Source organism: Porphyromonadaceae bacterium W3.11 (assembly GCA_030434245.1).
In the GTDB taxonomy this organism is placed as follows: domain Bacteria; phylum Bacteroidota; class Bacteroidia; order Bacteroidales; family Porphyromonadaceae; genus Porphyromonas_A.
In genome coordinates this window covers 114,237-139,085 of record JAUISX010000006.1, presented here as the reverse complement: position 1 = coordinate 139,085, position 24,849 = coordinate 114,237, and the positions used below count along the sequence as shown (strand labels likewise).

Below are 24,849 nucleotides of genomic sequence, written 5' to 3'. Positions count from 1 at the left end.
AAGATAACAGAAATTATGGAGGATAATATATACATGAAGCGAGCAATATACCTCGCAAGCCTGGCACACCACTCACTTACACGGGGTAATCCTAAGGTAGGAGCGGTCTTAGTGCACAACCGTCGAATCATCGGAGAGGGGTATCACCAAGTAAGAGGAGAAGCTCACGCAGAGGTCCATTGCATCAATAGTGTTCGACCTGAAGATAAAAAGCTGATCCCTCACAGCACCATGTATGTGACTCTAGAGCCCTGTGCTCATCAAGGGCTGACTCCTTCATGTGCCATGATGTTAGCCAAACTTAAGCTCTCTAAAGTAGTCATCGGAACACTCGACCCATTCCCTAAGGTGGCTGGGAAAGGTTGCCAGATACTCCGTGAGGCTGGTATAGAGGTAGAAGTCGGTATGCTCGAGGAAGAATGCCGTAACGTGGCTAAAGTCTTTATGACTAACCAGCTAGAGCATCGTCCCTACATTATACTTAAATGGGCCGAGAGCATAGATGGGTTTATAGACCATAATAGGACTAGCCGGTCTGAATCGCCCGCACGACTATCATCACCTTTTTCTCAACTCCTGACCCATCGATTGCGTGGAGACTGCTCAGCCATCCTCATAGGCAGCCGCACAGCCCTTTTGGACCAACCCTCTCTTAACAACAGACTATGGCCTGGATTACCATCCCCACATCCTATCATTCTTAGTGGTGTCAATACGCCCATACCCAGCCTATACTTAGAGAACCCCAATTGGATTATCATGAAGAGTAATACAGACTTGATTAGTCTCATTCAAGGTCTATACCGTGATGGTATTCACACCCTTTTGGTTGAGGGCGGAGCCACGATACATCGAGCGTTCTTACAAGCAGGACTCTGGGATTTAATCCGCAGAGAGATCGCCCCTACCAAGCTTCAGTACGGAGTCTCAGCACCCTTAATACCTGAGGATGCCAGATTAATTCATGAGGAGCAATTTCAAGAACAACTCCTTAAGTACTACCAGCACTAAGCCATCTTATACAAGTATATATTGAATAATCACCCTACCCTCAGATTATCAAAGAATCTTCTTAATGAGGCTAAAGTGCTTGAATGGTACATACTTCAAAGGAACATCTATCCATGTCGGTGTAGACACCACAGACCTCCTGTTGCTAAAAGCCAAGAAACTATCATGACCATGATACTTGCCCATTCCACTATTCCCTACTCCACCAAATGGCAGCTTATGATTAGTGATGTGCATGATCGTATCATTGATGCAAGCACCACCTGATGAAGTCTCTAAGAGAACCCTCTTCGCCTCTTTATTCTCTCCAAAGTAATAAAAAGCAAGCGGTTTCTCATGAGCATTGACGTACGTGATGGCTTCATCAATATCCTCAAACGTCATCACCGGTAATATCGGTCCAAAGATCTCCTGCTGCATAATATCGTACTCTGGGTGCACATTATCTATTATGGTTGGTGCAATATACCTCTCTTTGACATCCACCTCTCCACCAGTATATATATCACCCTGCTGGAGCAACGGCACCAATCGATTCATAGCCTTTTCGTTCACAATTCTAGGATAAAAACGGCTATTACGTGGATCATTCCCATACATGTCAGTAAAGCACTGGGTAATCTTCATCAGCAATTCATCTTTGACAGAACGGTGCACTAGCAAGTAATCGGGTGCTACGCAAGTTTGTCCCGCATTCATTAGCTTACCCCACGTGATACGCCTTGCCGAAATATCTAAATTGGCATCCTTATCTACGATACATGGACTTTTACCGCCTAATTCCAACACAACCGGTGTCAGGTGTTCAGCAGCTGCTCTCATGACTACCTTTCCCAAAGAAGGACTTCCGGTAAAAAAGATTATATCAAACCGTTGCTGAAACAAAAAGGTATTTACCTCACGGCCTCCCTGAACGATCGTGATGTAGCTCGGATCAAAAGTCTCATTAATGATATCCTCCATTACCTTTGCAGTATTAGAGCTATACGGAGAGGGCTTCAAAACGCAACAACAACCTGATGAGATAGCTCCTATAAGTGAACTAAAAAGTAACTGGAAAGGATAATTCCAAGGTGCGACAATGAGAGCGACACCTAGCGGTTCATAAATGATTTTGCTAGACGATGGTTGCATATAGCTGGGAGTGTGTACCTTTTGTGGCTTTGCCCATTTCTTTAGATGCTTGATATGATTGTCTAACTCACTTATGATGAGGCTAACCTCTGTAAGATAGGTCTCTTCGGGCGATTTATGCAAATCCAACCAAAGGGCGTCCTCTATCTTGCTTTTACTTTTCAGAACAGACGTTTTGAGTTTGCGTAATTGCTGTAAGCGAAAGCTAATATCTTTCGTCTGCTGTGTTGCAAAAAAAGACCTTTGACTTTCTATATGATTAAGTATTATATGTTGCAGAGTATCTTCCATACCGATAATTTCTAAGATGTTATTAACCTACTACGTTCTAATAGGTCCCACATTGTAGTCATTACAAATATATACAATCTTCCCAGTTCATCATAATGATACTTTTAGGCTGATACATCAAAGAAATTTGCACTATATCTCTCTTATGTCTATCTATTCTAATCGCAGAGACCTCCCAACACCTATTAGTACCTTGATAACATATCACCCTCAACTATGTCAACTTTTTTCAGAAGAAGACATAGCAAAGGAGATATAAATTTTTAGTCATATAAAGGAGATATTTTTCTTATAGGATAAAAGTATTCTTCTCATAGGAAATAATTATGCTTCCAGTAGGAGGATTAGCCCCTTTAATCTTCTACACGTTATTTAACATCAAGGTAATCACTTTTATCCTTTTTTGAGCAAGTTCAATAGTATATAATCAGTTTTTCGTGTGTAACTTTGCAGGCTGAAATGTAGAGAAGTATTTTCTATATTTAAGCTACGTATCAAGTATAGGTCGAATTGTCCTACAGATGTGGACAATATGACGTAAAAATCTTGCTTACGGTATTAGTAAAATTATAGTTTTTATTTATTCTGATGAAAAAGATCGTTTATATTATTTTCTGTATCGCTATTATAGCCGTTACAGCTTGCCACTCAGGACATCAAACCCCAAGTAATCCTAATAACACCGAGAATCGAGACGATTCAAACAAGCCTAAAGAAGGCGACAAAGAAAATCCCAAGGAGGACGACAACGACAAGCCGAATGAAGGCGATGACGAGAAGCCTAAGGAGGATGACAACGACAAACCAAATGAAGGCGATAACGAGAAGCCCAAGGAGGACGACAACGACAAGCCGAATGAAGGCGATAACGAGAATCCTAAGGAGGACGACAACGACAAGCCGAATGAAGGCGATAGTAAACGACCTTCAGATTTCGATATTGCTAGACGCTTATATGCTCAATGGATTAGCCCTGAGGACATTTATGAGGTAATGACATTAAACCTAGATCCATTATTTATAAATGGGATGGATGCCTCATTTAGTGTCAAAAGCCTTGCTAAGTATGTTTCTTTTCGTGCTACAGATGTTAGTGGGACAAATATTTACACACTTACAGATGAGGATCTAGATTTATTGCAACTATCCAATTTCAAATATGATAGTGGTATAATCACCTTTAAAGCAAAATTTGCAACACAAAACTTTGAAAAGGATTTAAATCTTAATTTTTCTCGTGAAAAGTACTTACTGGCAAGAATTAAACCGAAGAAAAAAATCAACCTCTACATGCAAGGAGTTAATGAATTTCCAAGCCTCTTTGTAGCAGAGCTCTTCGACTATGACGAAAACCGATACGATTTAATTCCAAAATCTTGTTCGAAAGTTGGAAATTCTCTTAGTATGACAGTTGCGGTACTACCACACAACCTCGATGGAGAAATGGCGACCATAGCATACACATTGGATGGATTTAAATCACTAGATGAACTGGCTAAAGAGCTTACCATCGGAGCGGGTAGTGGCTTTGCTGAAAGCTTCTACAAATTTTATCGAGGCTCACGAGCAGACTTGAATATATTAAATCGGTATGCTGAAAAGTGGAGCCAATATCTCCAATTCTCAGTAAAATATGGTCATGAGGAAATTGAGTTAGTTTGGGGATATACTCATTCTCAAAATAAACAAAAGGTACTAGAGCCTGATTCCGCTCAAAAACGGTACAAAGATATCTACTTAATAGAGCCAAAATTTGTTGTAGAGGAAGTAAAAGAATTAGGTGATTTCCTTGACATAAAGGTCAGGCTTGCAAATGCGAATGAAACTGAGATAAAGAATGCTATCTATACAGTTAGAATAACTATTCCTAAATCGTAAAGCCCCACTAAAAAATGATTATCAAAAAGAATGGCGTGCCAAATATTATAGGCACGCCATTCTTTTTTACAAATGAGAATAAACAATTCATAGAAAACCGTACCATTCAGGTCTCATATTTGCATGGAAAGCTAATTATATACGAAAAAGGTTCATCAACTAAGAGCGTCACAAAGAATGTTTATTGTGATATTCTTGGTAAATTTGGCAATAACAATTTGAAATAATAATATTAGCCTTGGCTAATACAATTTATTACGATATGAATAAATTTGATTTCGATCAAGTAATCGATAGATGTGGTACAAATAGTACCAAATACGATGGATATGGTACACATCATAGTGATTACGATACTATATTGCCTCTATGGATAGCAGATATGGACTTTGCCACTCCGTCGTGTATTGGTGAAGCAATAAAAAAACGGTTGGAACACCCCGTCCTAGGTTATACTGTGGCACCTCAGGAATATTATGAAACCCTCCAAAAATGGTTTCAGAAAAAATATGGGTTTACGCCCAATGCTGAAGAACTAGTCTATACTCCTGGTGTAGTATCTGGGATTTTCAAGGTAATTCAATGCCTGACTAGCGAAGGGGATGGCATTGTCATTATGCCCCCTGTGTACTATCCATTCTTTAATGTTACGAATGGAAGTCGCCGTAAATTAATCGAAGCCCCATTGATTATCAAAGACCATCGAATGGAGATAGATTGGGACCGATTAGATGCAGCTCTCTCAGAAGCTAAGATGTTGATCATCAGCCATCCTCATAACCCTGGAGGACGAGTGTGGAGTGTCGAGGAGTTAAAGCGTATTGCAGAACTCGCAAAAAAACACAATGCTTACATCGTGAGTGATGAGATCCATGCTGATCTCACCTTCCCTGAATATCAACATCATCCATTCCCCTCTATTTCAGAAACAGCGAAAGAGCGTACCATTACATTTATGGCACCCTCTAAAGCCTTCAATATGCCTGGCGTTATTGGTTCGCACCTATATATAGCCGATGAAGAACTGAGAACAAAAGTTTTTGACTATATGTTCATTAACGGATTAGGACATGCAGCATGCTACACTTTTGATGCCATCATAGCAGCATATAGCGAATGCGGAGAATGGCTTGAAGAATGTCTTGAGTATGTAAAAGAGAACATACTCTATGTTAAGGACTATCTCGAGAAGCATATCCCAAAGATTAAGATGATAATGCCTGAAGCTTCATTCCTCATCTTCTTGGATTGTAAGGAATTAGGCTTTGATGACCCTGATGACCTTAATCAATTTTTCATCCAAAAGGCTGGTCTATATCTAGATAGAGGCATTACGTTTGGCACAGGTGGTGAGCAATATATGCGTCTAAATGTAGGAGAGAGCAGATCTGTCATCAAAGAAGCCATGAAAAGGCTTGAGAAAGCGGTAAATGAACTTTAATAAAGATAATAAAAAAAGCAATGCAACTAAGTAGCCTAACAGCCATCACTCCTATTGATGGTCGATATAGAAAACAAGTAGATTCATTGGGGCAATACTTCTCGGAATTTGCACTTATGAAGTACAGAGTCATGGTCGAGATTGAGTATATTATAGCCCTAACTGAGGTATTACCCGACCGATTGTCAGTACTCAATGAAGAAGCAAATAAAAATGAATTAAGAGCATTATACGAAGAATTCTCTGCCAGCGATGCCGAACGCATCAAAGAAATTGAGTCAGTAACTAATCATGATGTAAAAGCTGTAGAGTACTTTATTAAGGAAAAACTTAATCACGAGAAATATGAAACCGTTCTTGAGTACGTTCACTTTGGGTTAACCTCTCAGGATATCAATAACACTTCACAACCAATGATGCTTCGCGATGGTCTTCAAGATGTCTGGCGTCCGCTTCTTGTGAAGATTATTGAATTGATTGAAGATAGAGCAAACGAGTGGAAAGAGATCCCGATGTTGGCCCGTACCCATGGACAGCCAGCATCTCCTACCACTTTAGGCAAAGAGATGAAAGTCTTTTCATATAGACTTCGTCAACAATTAGAGCAGTTTGATGCAATCCCCCAAAGTGTAAAATTTGGTGGAGCTACGGGCAATATGAACGCACATCACATCGCTTTCCCCGAAATTGATTGGCGTGAATTTGCACATAACTTTGCTGAAGAACACTTAGGCATGGAGCTTGAGGAATATACGACTCAAATCTCCAATTATGATAATCTAGCGGCGACATTAGATGCAATTAAACGCATTTCAGTTATACTGATAGACTTCAGCAGAGACATCTGGAGCTATATCTCTAGTGAATATTTCAAGCAGAAGATAAAAGAGGGAGAGGTAGGTTCTTCTGCCATGCCACATAAAGTCAATCCTATTGACTTTGAAAATGCAGAAGGCAATTTAGGACTGGCTATAGCACTATGTGATCATCTTGCACATAAGTTACCTATCTCAAGGCTCCAGCGTGATCTTACAGATAGTACCGTGATGCGTAATATAGGTTTGCCTATCTCATACACTGTTATTGCATTTAATAGTTTAAATAAAGGGATAAACAAACTACTGCTGAATGAAGAGGCTATTTTATCTGATTTAGATGATGCCTTGCCTGTAATTGCAGAAGCACTGCAAACCATTCTTCGGAGAGAGGGCTATCCTAAACCATACGAAGCACTGAAAGGTCTAACTCGAAAGAATGAAAAGTTAACCCGAGAAAAGGTTAATTTATTCATAGACGAACTCGATGTGCCTCAAGAAATTAAAGAAGAAATGAAAGCAATTACGCCACGTAACTACACGGGTGTATATTAAGCTAATAAACGAACCCTTCTTTGTTATCTTTTTAGTAAGTTTGTTGATAACAAAATATCTTACGATAATAACAAAAGGGAAAAAATATAAGATTTATACTTAGTAGTAATAATTAGTTTTATGGAATGGAAAAAAGACCCATCAGATGATGCACTCGAGAAGAGTGGTAGACGTGATGGATATGGAAATAATGCGAGCCGTGAGGCCAGAGATTTTTCCAACGGCGATAACCGCCATGATGAAAATCAGGGCGGTAAAGTTGCGAGTCATGAAGGACATCCTCGTCGCAGACGTCGCATTAGTGAAATGAACAATAATCAAGAGTCTAACTACCGTAATGGTAGTAATAACTACCAAAAGCTATCTAGAAATGAATACGCTTCATTTGACCGACCAGGTGATGCTGGATTTAATAACGACTATGGTAGGAACAAAGAAGAGCATAATTTCTACAAAGAAAAGTATAATCAGGTAAGGGAAACGAATAGGAGTCGTTACGTCAATAATCCTGAAAGGGGCCAAGATGAATTTGGCAATAATAATCATAAGGATAATAGAGCGGACTATCAAGAGAGAAGACCTCGTAATAATTCAGACCGAGGTGGATACCCTGTTGGTAGAGGTGGCTACCAATCCGATAGGAGAGAATTCCAAAGCCGAGATGATTATCAGCCAAGCAGAAGACCTCATCAGCTGAATGGGGAGGAATCTACCTTTGATAGGAACAGTAACTCTAATAGAGGCCTCTATCAGCAGAATAGGAGGAGAAACCAACCATATAATAGAGACTGGGAGTCTGATCGCTCAGGATCTCAAGGTAGAGGTGGTAGAGGCGGTAACCCTCAACAGTCTAGAGGCTATCAGAAAAATAGTAATAGGGACGACAATAGAAGACCAAACAATAGACCATCATACAATAAGGGTGACCAACAGAGAGTACGTACTGCTCCTATATATGATGTGGAACCATTTGAAGCAGACGAGAAAATAAGACTTAATAAGTTTCTGTCCAATTCTGGAGTGTGCTCTCGTCGAGAGGCAGATGAACTTATCAAAGCGGGAGCTGTCCTCGTTAATGGTGTACCGGTAACTGAAATGGGAGTAAAAATAACGATTGATGATCGTGTAGAAATTAATGGTAGAGAAATAAAGCCAGAAAATAAAGTCTATGTGCTCCTAAATAAGCCTAGAAACTGTGTGACCACGACAGATGATCCTCAAGAACGCTTGACAGTTATTAATTTGGTTAGAAAGGCTTGTAAAGAGCGGATCTATCCAGTAGGTCGTCTAGATAGGAATACCACAGGCGTATTGCTACTTACTAATGATGGAGAGCTTGCCAGCAAACTTGTACACCCGTCATTTAAGAAAAAGAAGATTTACCATGTATGGCTGGATAAGGAGGTCTCTGTCGAAGATATGCAAGCCATTGCTAATGGGATTGAACTTGAAGACGGGGAGATGCATGCGGATGCCATCAGCTATGCAGTAGAGGATGACCATACACAAGTAGGTATCGAAATCCACTCTGGTAGAAATCGAATAGTAAGACGTATATTTGAGCATCTTGGTTATCATGTCACCAAACTTGATAGAGTATATTTTGCAGGGCTAACCAAAAAGAATCTGGGCCGTGGAAAGTGGAGATACCTGACCCAAGAAGAAGTAGATAACTTGAAAATGGGTGCTTTTGAATAACCATTTTTTTGGCAATAATGAAATTTTACAAAATATGAAAAGGACTAAAATTGTAGATCTATTGATCTCAAAACAGACAGAAATAGAAGTCAATATTAAGGGGTGGGTCAGAACAAAAAGAGGTAGTAAAGCACTTAGCTTTATTGCAATCAATGATGGATCATGTATTCATAACATCCAGGTGGTCATTGAGAATGAAAATTTTGATGATGACCTTCTAAAAAAGATCACTACAGGCGCATGTGTCAGCATTACTGGGACTCTCGTGGAGTCACAGGGGAAAGGACAGTCTGTCGAGATTATAGGTAAAGAAATAGAGCTATACGGAGAAGCAGACCCTAATACCTATCCGCTTCAGAAGAAAGGACATAGTATGGAATTTCTTCGTGAGATAGCACATCTACGCCCTAGGACCAATACCTTTGGTGCAGTATTCCGTATTCGTCATAATATGGCATATGCTATTCATCATTTCTTTCATGAGAGAGGATTCTACTATTTCCATACTCCATTAATTACAGCATCGGATGCTGAAGGTGCTGGTGAAATGTTTGAAGTAACCACACTGGATATGGATAATCCTCCAAGGAAAGAAGATGGTAGCATTGATTACTCTGAGGACTTCTTTGGACGTAAAACCAACCTAACCGTTTCTGGACAGCTTGAGGGAGAGCTAGCCGCAATGGCACTGGGCTCAATCTACACATTTGGTCCTACTTTTAGAGCCGAAAACTCTAACACACCTCGTCACTTAGCAGAATTCTGGATGATCGAACCAGAAATGGCTTTCTACGAAATAAAGGAAAATATGGATTTAGCAGAGGAGTTCATAAAGTACCTTATTAAGTGGGCTCTTGACAACTGTAGAGATGACTTAGAGTTCCTGAATAACATGATAGACAAAGGCTTAATCGAACGTCTAGAGCACGTCATCGCAAAAGACTTTATTAGACTGACCTATACTGAGGGTATTAAGATCCTAGAAGAAGCTGTTAAGAACGGACACGAATTTGAATATCCTGTCTATTGGGGAGTGGACTTGGCGTCCGAACATGAGCGTTATTTGGTGGAAAATCATTTCAAGACACCTGTAATACTTACTGATTACCCTGCAGAAATCAAGGCCTTCTACATGAAGCAGAATGATGATGGTAAGACTGTTCGTGCAATGGATGTTTTATTCCCTAAAATTGGTGAGATTATTGGAGGCTCTCAAAGGGAAGAAGACTATGATAAGTTGGTTCGTAGAAGTACAGAAATGGGAGTCCCAGTTGAAGATATGAGTTGGTATATGGATACACGAAGATTTGGTACCGCTCCACACTCGGGATTCGGACTAGGCTTTGAGAGACTCTTATTATTTGTTACAGGTATGAGTAACATCAGAGACGTCATCCCATTCCCACGTACTCCTAATAATGCCAACTTCTAATTATTAAGATTGAGTCATGAGAAAAATTAATATCACATGGGTAGCTATTTCTATCCTCACCATCATCAGTATCATGGGATGCCAAAAGAAACGCATCTCATATACTGATATGATCAAGAGGGAGAATAAAGAGATCACTGCATTTATGGACAAGCAGGGATTTGTAGTCCTTAAAAATATGCCAAGTAGAGCCTTAGCACCCAACGAATTTGTAAAAATCAAAGATGGTCTGTACCTCAATATTTTAAAAAAAGGAGAGATCATTACAGAGAATAAAGTAAACATACTAACTCGATTTTCGGCAATTGCACTGGGCGATCGAGTTAAACTGAATTTTAACTCTGCTGATAATACAAACAACAATCCATACCCCCTACCCTTTATTTATTTCAAAGGGGCTGATAAACCAATACAAGATCCACAAGCGCCTATATTAGAGCAGAACTATAGCAACTATTTGTGCAGTGCGATGATGGATGCTATTGAATACGCTGGCATAGGTGGTAAGGTCAGGATGATTGTTTCATTTAGAAACGGACCAACATTTGCGACCAATGATGGCATCGCAATCTTCTTTGATAATATGACTTTTAACAAAAAACCTTAATTGTATATATTATGAGCTTGATCACATCTATCTCAGGAATAAGAGGGACAATAGGTGGGACTTTGAATGACGGTCTGAATCCTATTAACATTGCCCAGTTCACCGCGGCTTACGGCATGTTCATTAAGGAGAATAGTCCAGTTAAAAGCGGTAAAATAGTCGTGGGAAGAGATGCCAGATTATCTGGTGAAATGGTAAAACATTTAGTTACGGGTACTCTTCTAGGACTCGGATTTGATGTTATTGACATAGATCTTGCGACGACACCAACGACAGAAATAGCTGTCGTGCATGAAAAAGCTGATGGTGGCATTATTATTACAGCCAGTCATAATCCCAAGCAATGGAATGCACTGAAACTGCTAAATCATTTTGGTGAATTCCTTAATGCTGATGAAGGTAATAAAGTAATTGAATTAGCCCAGAAACAAGAATTCAATTTTTGCGAGGTTGATCAATTAGGAAAAGTTATTCAGAAGTCATACACACAGCGTCATATTGATGACGTTTTGGCGTTGCCAGAAGTTGATGTAAAGGCCATAAAGGCGGCAAACCTCTCTGTAGCTATAGATTGTGTCAACTCTGTCGGTGGGATTATTATTCCGCAGCTATTAGAAGCTCTTGGTGTTCAACAAATCCATAAAGTTAATTGTGAACCTACTGGGCTTTTTGCTCATAATCCTGAACCACTACCACAAAACCTAACTGATCTGTCGGATCTAGTAAAGAAAGAAAAAGCCAGCATTGGCTTTTCTGTCGATCCTGACGTCGATAGGCTAGCGATATATTGTGAAGATGGTTCTCCCTTTGGAGAAGAATACACACTTGTAGCAGTCTCAGACTATCTCCTTTCTATTCATAAGGGTGGTAACACTGTATCCAATCTCAGCTCTACTAGAGCACTAAGAGATGTCACCCAGCGTTATGGAGGTGCATATACAGCTGCTGCTGTTGGAGAAGTGAATGTCACAACACAGATGAAAGACGTTGATGCGCTCATCGGAGGTGAAGGTAACGGAGGAGTGATTTACCCTAAAGCCCACTATGGTCGTGACGCTTTAGTCGGTATAGCACTTTTCTTATCCCACATGGCAAAGTTAGGGCAAACCCCTACTCAGATGCTTTCTAACCTCCCTAAGTATTATATGGTTAAGAAGAAAGCTGAGCTCACTCCAGATATAGATGTTGATGCACTTCTAAAGCAAGTGGAGTCCTTATACAAAAACAAAGCTGATATAAGCACTATTGATGGGGTCAAACTTGACTTCCCTGATAGATGGGTTCACTTACGAAAAAGCAATACTGAACCTATTATTCGGATTTATGCAGAGGGCGAAACACAGGATGATGCAGATGCTATTGCAGACGAGATTATAAACATTCTTAATAATAGATAAAGATGAAGGCACATAAAGAATCTGTAGTAGAGAGATTTCTAAGATACATTGCGATTGATACTAAATCAGATGAAAGTTCTACAACCACTCCAAGTACTAAGATTCAATGGGATTTAGCCAACCTCCTTAAGGAAGAGATGGAGGAGATGGGCTTACAAGATATTTCTCTGGACGAGCATTGCTATCTCATGGGAACTTTGCCTGCTAATGGCTATAGCGATCAGCCCGTCATTGGATTTATCTCCCATATGGACTCCGCACCAGATATGTCTGGAAAGGATATAAAGCCCAGATTCGTTCAGTATGAAGGTGGTGATATCATCCTTGATGAAAAAGAAGATATCCGTATCTCTCTTGAAACATTTCCCGAACTTGAGAATTATAAAGGGCAGGAAATCATTGTCACTGATGGACATACCCTACTAGCTGCTGATGATAAAGCTGGGATCGCATCAATCATGGAGGCCATGCAGTACCTTATTGACCACCCCGAAATCAAGCATGGTGAGATCAAAGTTGGCTTTACCCCTGATGAAGAGATAGGAAGAGGTGCAGACCTATTTGATGTCAAAAGGTTTGGAGCAGATATGGCATATACCATAGATGGTGGTGAAATTGGTGAGCTAAACTATGAAACATTCAATGCTGCTTCAGCAAAAGTTACCTTCAAAGGCTTAAATGTACACCCTGGGAGTGCTAAGGATAAGATGATTAATGCCCAGCTTTTAGCGATGGAATTCAATAGCTACCTACCTGCAGCCCGACCAGACAATACAGATGGATATGATGGTTTTTATCACCTTATCAGTATGCATGGGACCGTTGAGGAAGCTGAATTGGTATATATCCTTCGTGACCATCATAAGGAAGACTTTGAACTAAAAAAGAGTAGTATCATAGAGACAGCAAAACGTATCTCTGAGATATATGGTGAAGGGACTTGTGTAGCTGAGGTCAAGGATCAGTACTATAATATGCGTGAAATCCTAGAGCATAAAATGTATATCGTGGATCATGCTGAGAACGCTATGAAGGCACTGGGGATTAAGCCCATAATTGTCCCTATTAGAGGTGGTACCGATGGATCTAAGCTCTCATTTATGGGGCTTCCATGTCCTAATATTTTTGCTGGAGGGCATAATTTCCATGGGAGATATGAGTATCTACCAGTTCCATCGCTAGTAAAAGCAAAAGAGGTCATCATCAAGATCGCTTCTACAAAAGTAAATATCAAATAAATATATAAACCAAAATAATATTAACTAACATTATGGAATTAAAAAAAACTCCTTTTACAGACATTCATATTGGATTAGGTGCTAAGATGGCTGAATTCGCTGGATACAATATGCCTATACAGTATGAAGGCATTAATCCAGAGCACCATAACGTTATCGAAAATGTTGGGGTCTTTGATGTATCCCACATGGGTGCTATCTATGTAAGTGGGCCAAATGCAGAGTCATTCATGCAGACTATTTGTAGTAATGATATAGCTAAGCTAGAGGTAGGCAAGGCCATGTACACTTATATGCCTAACGATAAAGGCGGTATTGTGGACGACTTCATTGTTTACCAGTTCGAAGGTGGCGTGTATATGTTGGCCGTTAACGCAGCTAATATTGAGAAAGACTTTGCTTGGATGAAGAAGTTTGAGAAAGATGGTGTCACTCTCGAAAACCGCTCAGAAAGAGTAAGCATCCTTGCTATTCAGGGTCCAAAAGCCAAAGCAACCATCCAAAAGAAAGTAGATGTTAATCTTGATGATATTGCTTACTACCACTATGCATTAGGAAAATTTGCAGGGCTAGATGTTATTATTTCTAATACAGGTTACACAGGTGCAGGTGGCTTCGAGCTTTATTTTGTTGATCTAAAGGATGCCAAAAAAGTTTGGGACGAGCTATTCGAGGCAGGTGAAGAATATGGTATCAAGCCTGCAGGTCTTGGTGCTCGTGATACACTTAGATTGGAAATGGGATTCTGCCTTTACGGTAATGACATTGACGAAACCACAAATCCACTAGAGGCTGGACTTGGCTGGGTGACAAAATTCACTGATGCTAAAAAAAATATGCCTAGCCGTGATCTCCTACTCAAGACTAAGGAAGAAGGGATTAAGAATCGCCTCGTAGGCTTCGAACTCCTCGAAAGAGGTGTACCTCGCCACGGTTACGAGATTGTGGATGAGAATGACAATGTCATCGGTCATGTAACTTCAGGAACTCAATCACCTGTACTTGGTAAAGGTATTGGTCTTGGTTACGTTCCATCTTCATTCAAAGAACCAGGGACCAAGATTTTTATTAAGGTAAGAAACAAAAAGATCCCAGCTGAAGTGATCAAATTACCATTTAGGAAATAACTATTCCTTTACATTTCAAGTCATAAGATAAGAGTCATCTTGGTGTCCAATACCAAGATGACTCTTTTTTTAATATCATTGACATAAAAAAAACAATGCTTTCATAGCTTTTAAGTACCTTTGTACCGCAATTACATAGTTGAAAGGAAAAAGAATGCAAAACATTAGAAATATAGCTATTATAGCCCATGTGGATCATGGGAAAACTTCTACCGTAGACCGGATGCTTCAGGCAGGGAAATTATTTAAGGATAATAAGGAGGAACTCTCCCAAGTCCTTGATAGTAATGACCTAGAAAAGGAAAGAGGTATCACGATCCTATCCAAGAATGTTTCAATAACATATAAGGATTATAAAATCAATATCATTGACACCCCGGGACACGCTGACTTTGGAGGTGAGGTCGAACGCGTTTTGAATATGGCTGATGGATGCCTATTACTAGTGGATGCATTTGAAGGGCCTATGCCACAGACCCGCTTCGTACTAGGCAAAGCCATCGAAATGGGTCTCAAACCTATCGTTGTGGTCAATAAGGTAGATAAAGAAAACTGTCGTCCTGATGAAGTTCAGGAGATGGTATTTGACTTGATGTATAATCTTGATGCAACAGAAGACCAGCTGAACTTCCCTACTCTGTACGGTTCGGCTAAAATGGGATGGATGTCTACCGATTGGAATAAACCAACAACGGATATCACCCCCCTTCTGGATGCTATTATTGAATATATCCCCGCTCCTGAAACACTAGAAGGACCTAGCCAGATGCTTATCACATCACTTGACTATTCATCTTATGTAGGAAGAATAGCAGTGGGGCGTGTCCACCGTGGGACTCTAAAGGAAGGACAGGAAATAGTCCTTATGAAACGCGATGGAACCCAAGAGAAAAATAGGATCAAGGAGCTGAATGTCTTTGAGGGGCTAGGCAGAAGAAAGGTTCAGTCTGTTAGCAGTGGCGACATCTGTGCCGTTATTGGACTTGAAGGATTTGAGATTGGAGAAACTATCTCAAGCACTGAAAAACCAGAAGCACTTCCTACAATTGCTATTGACGAGCCAACGATGAGTATGCGTTTCACCATAAACGACTCCCCTTTCTTTGGCAAGGATGGTAAGTACGTAACATCTCGCCACATCTACGATAGGTTACTCAAAGAAATGGACAAAAACTTAGCCCTTCGGGTGGAAACGACTGAGTCTGCCGACTCATGGAATGTTTTTGGGCGTGGTGTCCTCCACCTCTCCATTCTTATTGAGACCATGAGACGAGAAGGATATGAACTACAGGTGGGACAGCCTCAAGTAATCATCAAAGAGATAGATGGAGTAAAGCACGAACCTATAGAGGAACTATTCATAAACTTACCCGAGCATAACGCAAGCAAAGCCATAGACCTTGTTACTCGCCGCAAAGGAGAGATGGTCATGATGGAACAGAAGAATGATAGGACTTTCCTTAAGTTCAAGATCCCCTCAAGAGGTATTATTGGACTGAATAATCAGATTCTAACATCTTCAAGTGGGGAAGCTATTATGTCTCACCGATTCTTAGCATTCGAGCCTTGGAAGGGAGAGATCGAGAGCCGCTCCAATGGGTCTATCATTGCTCTTGAAACAGGTACAGCATATGCATATGCCCTGAATAACCTACAGAGCAGAGGACGCTTCTTCATTTCACCCCAAGAGGATGTCTATGAAGGTCAAGTGGTCGGAGAAAACAACAGAGAAGATGACCTAACTGTCAATGTTTGTAAGAGTAAGAAACTAACCAACATGCGTGCTTCAGGATCAGATGATAAGGTCCAAATAGCACCACCTGTTCGATTCTCACTTGAGGATGCTCTAGAGTATATCAAGAAAGATGAGATGGTGGAGATCACGCCTAAAAATATGCGTATCAGAAAAATTCTTCTAAGTGAATTAGATCGCAGACGTGCATCGAAAAAATAAGGATGAAAAATGAGGTCCTGATAATTATTGTAATTGAAAAGGAAGATGACCCCATAGAATCGGTAATATCCCCTTTTCTAAATGATCAAAGTGGTATAACCTTCTTTATCATTGACAATAATTCATCTCATGACGCACTTAAGGGATTAGATCATCAATTCCCTTTCATTCGTTTACACAGAAGGCCAAGCTCTATCCATAGAGCTATGGCATATAATATCGCCCTTGAAATAGCCCTCACAGAAGGCTACAAGGGCGTTTTTTTATGGGATCTCAGCACGCCCTTTTCGCCTGGATATATTAGAGAGCTATCCAACTGGTCTAACGAACAGCAGGCTATTGGTATCACTTTACCAGAAAAAAGCTCCAATAGCATCTACATACCCTACTCTGCACTATTGGAAATAGGAATCTTCTACCCGTTTATTAATTCTCAGGGAATAAAAGATGATCTTTTCAATAGACTTAAATGTAAAGACCTAAAAGTAGGTTATTTCTCCGACAACTCGCTAAATGAGCCCTCAAAGAGAGTGAAAAACAATATCTATAGGTCTCTCATGAGCAAAGAGTACTCTAATCTCAAGAAATCATCATCCTACTGGGTAGAGAGGCCTAAGATAGATCTAGAAGGCCTATCAAGAGCTATTAAACGTACACACTTAGCACCTGTACTCCTACTAGTTTACAATCGTCCCGAACATACCAAACGACTACTTCATGACTTTTGGACCCAACCAGAGGCTCCCCAAACACCACTGTATATTCTCTCTGACGGAGGTAATAAGGTGGATGAAGTTAGAGAAATTTGTATCAAAGAAGCTGAAAAGCACCCGAACATTACACTTTGGTGCCAAGAATATAACCACGGATTGGCAAAAAATGTCATAGAAGGCATTGAGAGGGTATTAGACATACATGATGATTGTGTCATCGTTCTTGAGGATGACTTAAGATTATCACCTTACTTCCTAAGATGGATGAATGACTCTCTCGATAAATACAAGAATCAGAAGCAGATTGCTCATCTACACGCTGGTACATTCTACACCTCACCGCTTTTACCCAACAACCACTCACTTCTTTTTGCTGGCAGTTGGGGATGGGCTACTTGGAAAGATAGATGGGAGGAACTTTGGGAGCCGGATGGACAAAAACTACTTACCCAATTGCTTGAATATCCACATCTAATTAAGCACTTTAACTATGGCGGATACATGAACTTTACTCGTATGCTCCGTCACCAAATAAAGGGTCTTAATAACTCATGGGCGATCCGATGGCATGCATCATTACTACTGAATAATAGATTAAGCATTAACTCAAATCCTCCACTAGTCTCAAATGATGGATTTGATGGATCAGGGACTCATAGTAGTGGGGACGACAGATACAACACCGGCATTTCCCCATACCCTGTATATGCTATTCAGACAGATACGATACCCACAGAAGAGAGTAAGCTAGCTAGAAAAGTTCTAAGAAATTACTACAGAAGGACCAATAATAAATGTGCTAAAGGCTGGTATAAGCTCAAAGAAATATTAAAACGGATATGAGTATCTTTCGACTCAAACAGTTTGAAGTAAAACAGGAAAAGTCAGCCCTGAAAGTTGGCACAGATAGCACCTTACTGGGTGCCTATGTTGCCAACAGTGACATTCACAATGTACAGCGTATTCTTGACGTAGGGACTGGCACAGGTATTATTGCACTTATGGTCGCTCAGACATATCACTATGCTCTTATTGATGCGATTGAAATAGATACCCTTTCAGCAGAAGAAGCTGCCGAAAACTTTAGGTTATCACCATGGGATAAGCAACTATCAGTATTTCAGGAGGATTATACCCGATTCGATTCCAACAATCATTATGAATTAATCATAAGTAATCCGCCTTACTTCACAGATACACACTACAATAATTCTGATAGGGAGACCATCGCCAAACACATGCAGTCTCTCCCCCCAGAAGAATTCTTCATTCAGAGCAAAAAATTGCTTAGTCCCTCTGATAGCTCACGAATCTTTACCATCACGGCCTCATCTGCTATAGATAGATTTATCCAAGCTGCCAATTCAGCATCTCTCTTCGCTGAAAAACAGGTACACATCCATCCCCATAAAGGGGCCGATACTCACCGTATAATATCAGTGTGGCAGCATAATGAAGTGGACCCCGTCGTAGAACATTTAGATATTCTAGATGGAAAAGGGCGACACGATTATACCCCCGAAGTCACCAAACTACTAAGCCCATACCTCATCATACTTCCAGACATGTAGATCTCTAAAATTATTCCGGATATTATCTATAAATAATAGGACACAGAGCTGTATGATTGCAAGTGAAGGAAGTACACTCAAACCACGAATATAAATCAACTCAGTGAATCCTCAGGCACATGAGTCAATCAAATCAGTAAAATAACCCTCAACTAGGTCAACTTTTTTCAGTACACCACAGGTTCATTTAATGGTCGAAATTCTTCCTATAGGAAACAGATCTTCTTCTCATATGAAAAATTTTTTTTTCTTATGAGAACGATTTCTCTTTCATATAACTAAAATTTCCCCCACTATATGCTATTCAAAAAGAGCTCATTATAGTATAATTCAATACACTTTAGCTGTTAGTTTTTTTATTTATAAACTCACCCATTTCATGCGGCTAGATAAAGGTTTAGTACGCGACTCTGAAACAAAGGATTTTTTTAATGTTAAAACTACACACCCACCTAATTGTACAGTAATTCTCTATATTCATCTTTGAAATACATCTTATTAATGTTTTACAACATCATTTACTAAATAAGGAAGAGTATCTACGTTCTTAATCAAGAAATTCTTATTACTTTTATACATGTATCATAATTATTAACAAACAGATTGAAAAATGATGAAAAAGAATGTTGTAACGATAGCATCATTTATTATTTTGATGCTTTTCTCAGTAAGTTGTAATAAAGATAATAAGGAACCCGATGAGTTTTCCGAGCATTCTGTGCTTGGAGCTTGGAAAGTTACTTCTCTAGACGTGGATGGCCATAAAAGCTCATTTATAGAAGAGAATGAATCAACTCTATCTATGATTACTTTTATGAAGGGGGGCAAGTTAATAGATGCTTATGGTCATACTGCAAATTATCGTATAGACGGCAAAAAGATATACTTCAAGGGGAATGATGAGGATAATGACGTGCACGAGTTGCTATGTGAGGTCACTAACTTCAATGGAAATAAAATGGTTCTCACTGGGTATGATGAGGAAGAGAAAAGGGATTCACAGGCGACTCTAGTAAGGATTAGGGAGTATGACCCTATTGACTTTTCAATAGAAAAGCTATATGGCACATGGAAGATAGATTTGGTATTGGCCGAAATAAAGGAGACAGCCTTGCTTACCTTTGGCGAGAATGGTATGTTTTTGGCAAAGTCAAACGGCCAGAATATGTCTGCGACATATGTGGTAAAAGGCAATCTTATTACTATAATCTTTAAAGACGAAAAGAACAACGTAAATCATACTGTTTTGGACGTCATTAGATTCTCCAAGAAGGACATGGCATGTTCTATAAAAGGTACTGGGATAGAGGATGTCATGGATAGGATAAGGTTAGTAAAGCAATAATCGTCCGAGTGATATGGGGAAAGAAGGTATCTAAATACCGATCCACTACCTCTAAGTGATCTAAGAGGTGGAATAACATGAACGGTGCTTATGCTTATGAGTGAGCAATAGCACCGTTCATTCTATTTGCACATGGCCCATTGTTCTTTAGTGCGTTCTGAGATATTTAAGCGAATTTCAGGGTAGTATCCTAAACGCTTTTAGAGCATTATTGGATGCCACCCATTTTTCAAGACTTGTATAAGTTTACATATACCGTACTCGACCAATTTTAGAAAAACGAAACGTTCTAAAAAAGAGATCTCTGAAATTAATTAAGTAAAAATAGCCTACACAGTTTTCCTCAAACGACTCCTCAAAAAGCCTAGTCATTCAGCCAAAATTTCATTATATTGCTACTGCAAAAGATCGAATTTTAGACTTCGATTTTTGATTATTCACTATTTTATAAATTATTAATTTTTAAACCCTCTACACTTTTTGGAACACTGTATATATTCATGAGTCCTATACAGCTTTTTTGATTAACTTTGTCGCTACAAAATGTGAGGAATTGATTGAAACAAAGTAAGTGAGAATAAAAAAACTATACATATATATCATTAAGACCTTCCTACCACTGCTTTTGGTTAGCTCAGCAGTGGCACTTTTTGTCGTAGTGACTCAGCTCATCTGGCAATCTATGGGCGACCTCATAGGTAAGGGTATAGATGCACTAACATTCATGAGGCTCTTATTCTATGCCTCAATGACCGTGATGCCACTTGCGATTATATTGGGAATCCTTGTCGCTTCGCTTATGACATTCGGTAATCTTGCCGAACGTCTCGAATTATTGGCAATGAAAGCTGCTGGAATACCCCTGCTTACAATCATGAAGCCACTGTTCGTTACCGTGATTTGTATTGCGGCTGGTCTATTTATATTCCAGAATGACTACATGATTAAGAGTCAAGTAAGTTTTTGGCAGTATTACTTTTCAATCAAAAATAAATCTCCCGAATTGGCGATTCCCGAGGGCGTATTTTACAAGGACCTTGAAAACTATAGTATCTACGTAGAACGCAAAGATCGTGATGCAAAAATGATGTATGGCATGATGATCTATGACCTCACAAATGGCTTTAAAGACGCTACAGTATTAATGGCTGATAGTGGGAAGTTGTACTCAACCAAAAAGGGGGCTGAGCTGATACTAGAGCTATACGAGGGGGAATCATTCCAAAACCTAAAGGATGATAATTCCACCTATTATGAGAATAACGCAGAACGGCCTTTCCTTCGTGAGAAGTTTAAGTTCAAAGAAATACACATCCCATTTGATGCTAGTCTCAGCATGGTGGATGCTTCTATACTTTCCAGTCAATTTGTGGGCAAAAACCTATTCGAATTAAGAGAGTACACAGACTCTATCGCTGTAGAGATTGACTCTTTGGCTGTTATAGGTAGAGAGCAAGTTTATCAAACAGAGTATATGAGACTTTTCTCTGAAAATGAGAAAGATATCATACCATCGCAGCAAGATCAAATAGCTAGACTAAGAGCCGATGTTTCCGACAGTACTATTGAGGAGAATCAAGTAGGGTTGGCGAAGGACACTGATGTAACTGAATCAAAAACTTCGAATAATGATAAAATAGTCATTCCCCCATCTAAACCAAAAGAAAAACAATCAAGGGAGAGCTATTCAAAATTACCGAAAGAGGTAAAGATGGCCTACAACTTGGAGCAAAAAATGGCAAACATTGGTTTGTCCCAAAAAAGTGCTATCTACGAGACGGCAAGTACCATAGTATCTAATGATAGGAATGAGAATTATTTTTCCGTACAGAGGATGGACGAGAATGTTAACCTGCATAGGAAAAATGAGTTTGAGTACTGGCGAAAATTCACTTATCCAACTGCATGCATAGTCTTCTTTCTGATTGGAGCACCTCTAGGGGCATTGATTAGAAAAGGAGGTATGGGAGTACCATTCATTACAGCAGTGCTCTTTTTTATCGTATTCTATATCCTTGAGTCATTTGGATGGAAGATGGTAAGAGAAGGCACATTAGTCAATTGGTTTGGGATGTGGTTACCTAATCTTGTACTATTCCCAATAGGACTATGGCTATGCTATGTAGCGACAAAAGACTCATCCAGATTAAACTTTGAGGTGGTAGCAGCATGGAGCAAACGATACTTTGGGACGAAGACGGACAGGAAGATTGAGTATAAAGAGATTGTAATGGCAGAGGCTAACTTTGATCAAGCTGAGCAAGATATCTTACTACTCAATAACAAAATAGATCATCTAGAAAAGCTGGGAACAATGCACTATTGGGAATTTTTTCTCAACGATAAGCAGTATGAACAGCGTGAGGAATTAAACGCTCTCGTGGAGCAGATCGTCAAGAATCTTGAAAACACGCGTGATTACAACTTAGTGCTAGCTCTAGGCAACTACCCATTCCTTAGAGACCTATCTCGGACAATGAGACTGAGGAGCAAAATAGGTAATATCCTACTGATGCTTTTTCTCCCCTTTGGACTGATTGTGTATGTTGTATATGCTTTGAGAAATAAGAGGTATATTGAGCAGTTAAAAAAGGTTTCCCAAGCGAATAAAATCATTTTGGATGAAATCTGGAGGGTCAAACAGAATAACATTTCAAACGCTTTGTAATATTAAGACCAACAATAAAATGGAGTTTAAGTTAAATACAATTGAAGAAGCCATAGAGGACTTCAAAGAAGGAAAAATTGTCATCGTTGTTGATGATGAAGATCGTGAAAATGAAGGTGACTTTATCATTGCCGCAGAGAAGGTAACCCCAGAGATTGTCAATTTCATGATGAGTCATGGACGGGGTGTATTATGTGCTCCAATGGTAGAGGAACGATGTGAAGCCCTTGAATTACCATTAATGGTGAAGGAAAATACATCCTTACATGAGACACCCTTCACCATCTCGGTAGATCTACTAGGTAAGGGCGTAACCACAGGGGTTTCGATGTATGATAGAGCGACTACCATAAATGCACTTGCGGATCCTGAACTCAGACCTACAGATCTTGGGAAACCCGGTCATATCAACCCATTAAGAGCTAGATCTAAAGGGGTACTACGAAGAGCTGGACATACAGAAGCCGCAGTGGACCTAGCACGGTTAGCTGGTTTTGAGCCTGTTGCATGCCTTATCGAGATTATAAATGAAGATGGGACCATGGCCCGCATGCCTCAATTGGTAGAAATAGCGAAAAAGTACGATATGAAGATCATCACCATCGCTGATCTTATCAAATATCGATTACAATATGAGAGCACCGTTAAGATGGGTACTAGAGCTAAACTGCCTACTGCTTATGGTGATTTCGAAGTCATCCCATTTCAACAAACTAGCAATGGAAAAGAACATATCGCTTTGATAAAGGGAGATCTCTCTGACTCAGAACCCATCTTAGTAAGAATGCATAGCAGTTGTGCCACAGGTGATATTTTTGCTAGTTATCGCTGTGAATGTGGGGAACAACTACATACCGCAATGCGAAAGATACAAGAAGAGGGGAGAGGCGTTATCGTCTATCTTCAACAAGAAGGACGTGGCATAGGCTTAATGAAAAAGATTGAAGCCTATAAGTTACAAGAAGAAGGACTAGACACCGTCGAAGCAAATGTTCACCTCGGTTGCCGTGCCGATGAACGTGACTATGGTGTAGGTGCTGAGATTCTTCGTCAGCTAGGGGTTCATCGGATGAGACTAATGACCAATAATCCAGTGAAGAGAATTGGTCTAGAGAGCTTCGGATTAGAGGTATCTGAAGTAGTACCTATTGAAGTTAAGCCCAATAAGTATAACATCAACTACCTGAAGACCAAAAAAGAACGCATGGGACATGACCTTCATGAACTATAAATTAATGTAATTGATAGAAATGAGAACTCGATTAAGCGTAAATATCAATAAAATTGCCACCCTCCGAAATTCAAGAGGTGGTAATAACCCAGACCTGCTTCAGGTAGCAAAGGATGTAGAACGATTTGGTGGTGAAGGTATTACCGTACACCCACGTCCTGATGAACGCCACATCAGATATGCCGATGTTTATGACCTTAAAAAGATAGTTACCACAGAATTCAATATCGAAGGGTACCCGAATGATCGATTTATGGATCTGGTTACTTCTGTCGTCCCAACTCAGGTGACACTTGTACCTGATCCTCCTGGTGCCCTGACAAGTAATGCCGGATGGAAGGTAGCGGATAACTTTGATTTTCTTAGTAACATCATCAATAAACTGAAATCATACGGCATCCGAACTTCTATTTTTGTTGATACTGACCTTGATAATATTCGGAAGGCAAAAGAGGTAGGAACAGATAGAATAGAGCTTTACACAGAGCCTTATGCCGTTGGTTATAATAAGGATAAATCTTCAGCAGTGGCTCCCTTTGCAGAAGCTTCTAAGCTAGCTCATGAGCTGGGCCTTGGTGTTAATGCTGGTCATGACCTTGACCTAAACAACCTTGCCTATCTGGATAAATCCTTGCCTGAGCTATCTGAGGTGTCGATCGGACATGCCCTTATCTGCGATGCGTTATACATCGGGTTAGAAGAAACCATTAAGAGGTATCTAAATTGCCTCAAATAATTTATAA

At 39.9% G+C, this 24,849-nt stretch carries 18 protein-coding genes; 17 read left to right on the top strand and 1 reads right to left on the bottom strand.

Annotated features, from left to right (window positions below):
* The first annotated feature begins 15 nt into the window (after positions 1 to 15).
* Positions 16 to 1,011 carry a bifunctional diaminohydroxyphosphoribosylaminopyrimidine deaminase/5-amino-6-(5-phosphoribosylamino)uracil reductase RibD gene (gene ribD, locus QYZ87_10160; protein ID MDN4754873.1) on the top strand — a complete coding sequence of 332 codons (996 nt, stop codon included), beginning with the start codon at positions 16 to 18 and terminating at the stop codon, positions 1,009 to 1,011.
* A gap of 48 nt (positions 1,012 to 1,059) precedes the next feature.
* Here the strand turns inward: ribD and QYZ87_10155 are convergent, their stop codons facing one another.
* On the bottom strand, positions 1,060 to 2,436 hold the full coding sequence (locus QYZ87_10155; GenBank protein MDN4754872.1) for an aldehyde dehydrogenase: 1,377 nt from the start codon (positions 2,434 to 2,436) through the stop codon (positions 1,060 to 1,062).
* A gap of 588 nt (positions 2,437 to 3,024) precedes the next feature.
* Between QYZ87_10155 and QYZ87_10150 the strand changes: the two genes are divergently transcribed.
* The 16 genes from QYZ87_10150 to QYZ87_10075 all read left to right on the top strand — a co-directional run bounded on the left by QYZ87_10150 (position 3,025) and on the right by QYZ87_10075 (position 24,842).
* Positions 3,025 to 4,314, top strand: coding sequence for a hypothetical protein (locus QYZ87_10150; protein MDN4754871.1), 1,290 nt, complete (start codon positions 3,025 to 3,027; stop codon positions 4,312 to 4,314).
* A gap of 262 nt (positions 4,315 to 4,576) precedes the next feature.
* Positions 4,577 to 5,755 (top strand): PatB family C-S lyase, encoded by a 1,179-nt coding sequence (locus QYZ87_10145; GenBank protein MDN4754870.1) that lies wholly within the window; start codon positions 4,577 to 4,579, stop codon positions 5,753 to 5,755.
* A gap of 20 nt (positions 5,756 to 5,775) precedes the next feature.
* A complete protein-coding gene (gene purB / locus QYZ87_10140; GenBank protein ID MDN4754869.1) occupies positions 5,776 to 7,125 on the top strand; it encodes an adenylosuccinate lyase in 1,350 nt (449 codons plus the stop codon).
* 120 nt (positions 7,126 to 7,245) lie between these two features.
* Entirely contained in the window at positions 7,246 to 8,823 is a 1,578-nt protein-coding gene (locus tag QYZ87_10135) for a pseudouridine synthase (protein MDN4754868.1), read from the top strand.
* Positions 8,824 to 8,857: 34 nt separating this feature from the next.
* A complete protein-coding gene (asnS, locus tag QYZ87_10130; GenBank protein MDN4754867.1) occupies positions 8,858 to 10,255 on the top strand; it encodes an asparagine--tRNA ligase in 1,398 nt (465 codons plus the stop codon).
* A gap of 16 nt (positions 10,256 to 10,271) precedes the next feature.
* Positions 10,272 to 10,862 (top strand): DUF4827 family protein, encoded by a 591-nt coding sequence (locus QYZ87_10125; protein ID MDN4754866.1) that lies wholly within the window; start codon positions 10,272 to 10,274, stop codon positions 10,860 to 10,862.
* A gap of 11 nt (positions 10,863 to 10,873) precedes the next feature.
* Complete coding sequence (gene glmM, locus QYZ87_10120) at positions 10,874 to 12,259, top strand: phosphoglucosamine mutase (protein ID MDN4754865.1); 1,386 nt, start codon at positions 10,874 to 10,876, stop codon at positions 12,257 to 12,259.
* A gap of 2 nt (positions 12,260 to 12,261) precedes the next feature.
* On the top strand, positions 12,262 to 13,497 hold the full coding sequence (pepT, locus tag QYZ87_10115) for a peptidase T (protein ID MDN4754864.1): 1,236 nt from the start codon (positions 12,262 to 12,264) through the stop codon (positions 13,495 to 13,497).
* Positions 13,498 to 13,529: 32 nt separating this feature from the next.
* Positions 13,530 to 14,624: a glycine cleavage system aminomethyltransferase GcvT gene (gene gcvT, locus QYZ87_10110; GenBank protein MDN4754863.1), complete on the top strand. Its 1,095-nt coding sequence runs from the start codon at positions 13,530 to 13,532 to the stop codon at positions 14,622 to 14,624.
* A gap of 154 nt (positions 14,625 to 14,778) precedes the next feature.
* Positions 14,779 to 16,578, top strand: a complete 1,800-nt coding sequence (typA, locus tag QYZ87_10105; protein ID MDN4754862.1) for a translational GTPase TypA — start codon at positions 14,779 to 14,781, stop codon at positions 16,576 to 16,578.
* Between the two features lie 2 nt (positions 16,579 to 16,580).
* Entirely contained in the window at positions 16,581 to 18,134 is a 1,554-nt protein-coding gene (locus QYZ87_10100; GenBank protein MDN4754861.1) for a glycosyltransferase, read from the top strand.
* A complete protein-coding gene (locus QYZ87_10095; protein ID MDN4754860.1) occupies positions 18,131 to 18,862 on the top strand; it encodes a methyltransferase in 732 nt (243 codons plus the stop codon). The genes QYZ87_10100 and QYZ87_10095 overlap by 4 nt, the downstream gene beginning before the upstream one ends.
* 610 nt (positions 18,863 to 19,472) lie before the next feature.
* Complete coding sequence (locus QYZ87_10090; GenBank protein MDN4754859.1) at positions 19,473 to 20,207, top strand: hypothetical protein; 735 nt, start codon at positions 19,473 to 19,475, stop codon at positions 20,205 to 20,207.
* A 571-nt stretch (positions 20,208 to 20,778) separates the two neighbouring features.
* Entirely contained in the window at positions 20,779 to 22,875 is a 2,097-nt protein-coding gene (locus QYZ87_10085; protein ID MDN4754858.1) for an LptF/LptG family permease, read from the top strand.
* A 19-nt stretch (positions 22,876 to 22,894) separates the two neighbouring features.
* A complete protein-coding gene (locus QYZ87_10080) occupies positions 22,895 to 24,106 on the top strand; it encodes a bifunctional 3,4-dihydroxy-2-butanone-4-phosphate synthase/GTP cyclohydrolase II (protein ID MDN4754857.1) in 1,212 nt (403 codons plus the stop codon).
* A 19-nt stretch (positions 24,107 to 24,125) separates the two neighbouring features.
* Positions 24,126 to 24,842, top strand: coding sequence for a pyridoxine 5'-phosphate synthase (locus QYZ87_10075; GenBank protein MDN4754856.1), 717 nt, complete (start codon positions 24,126 to 24,128; stop codon positions 24,840 to 24,842).
* The last annotated feature ends 7 nt before the right edge of the window (positions 24,843 to 24,849 follow it).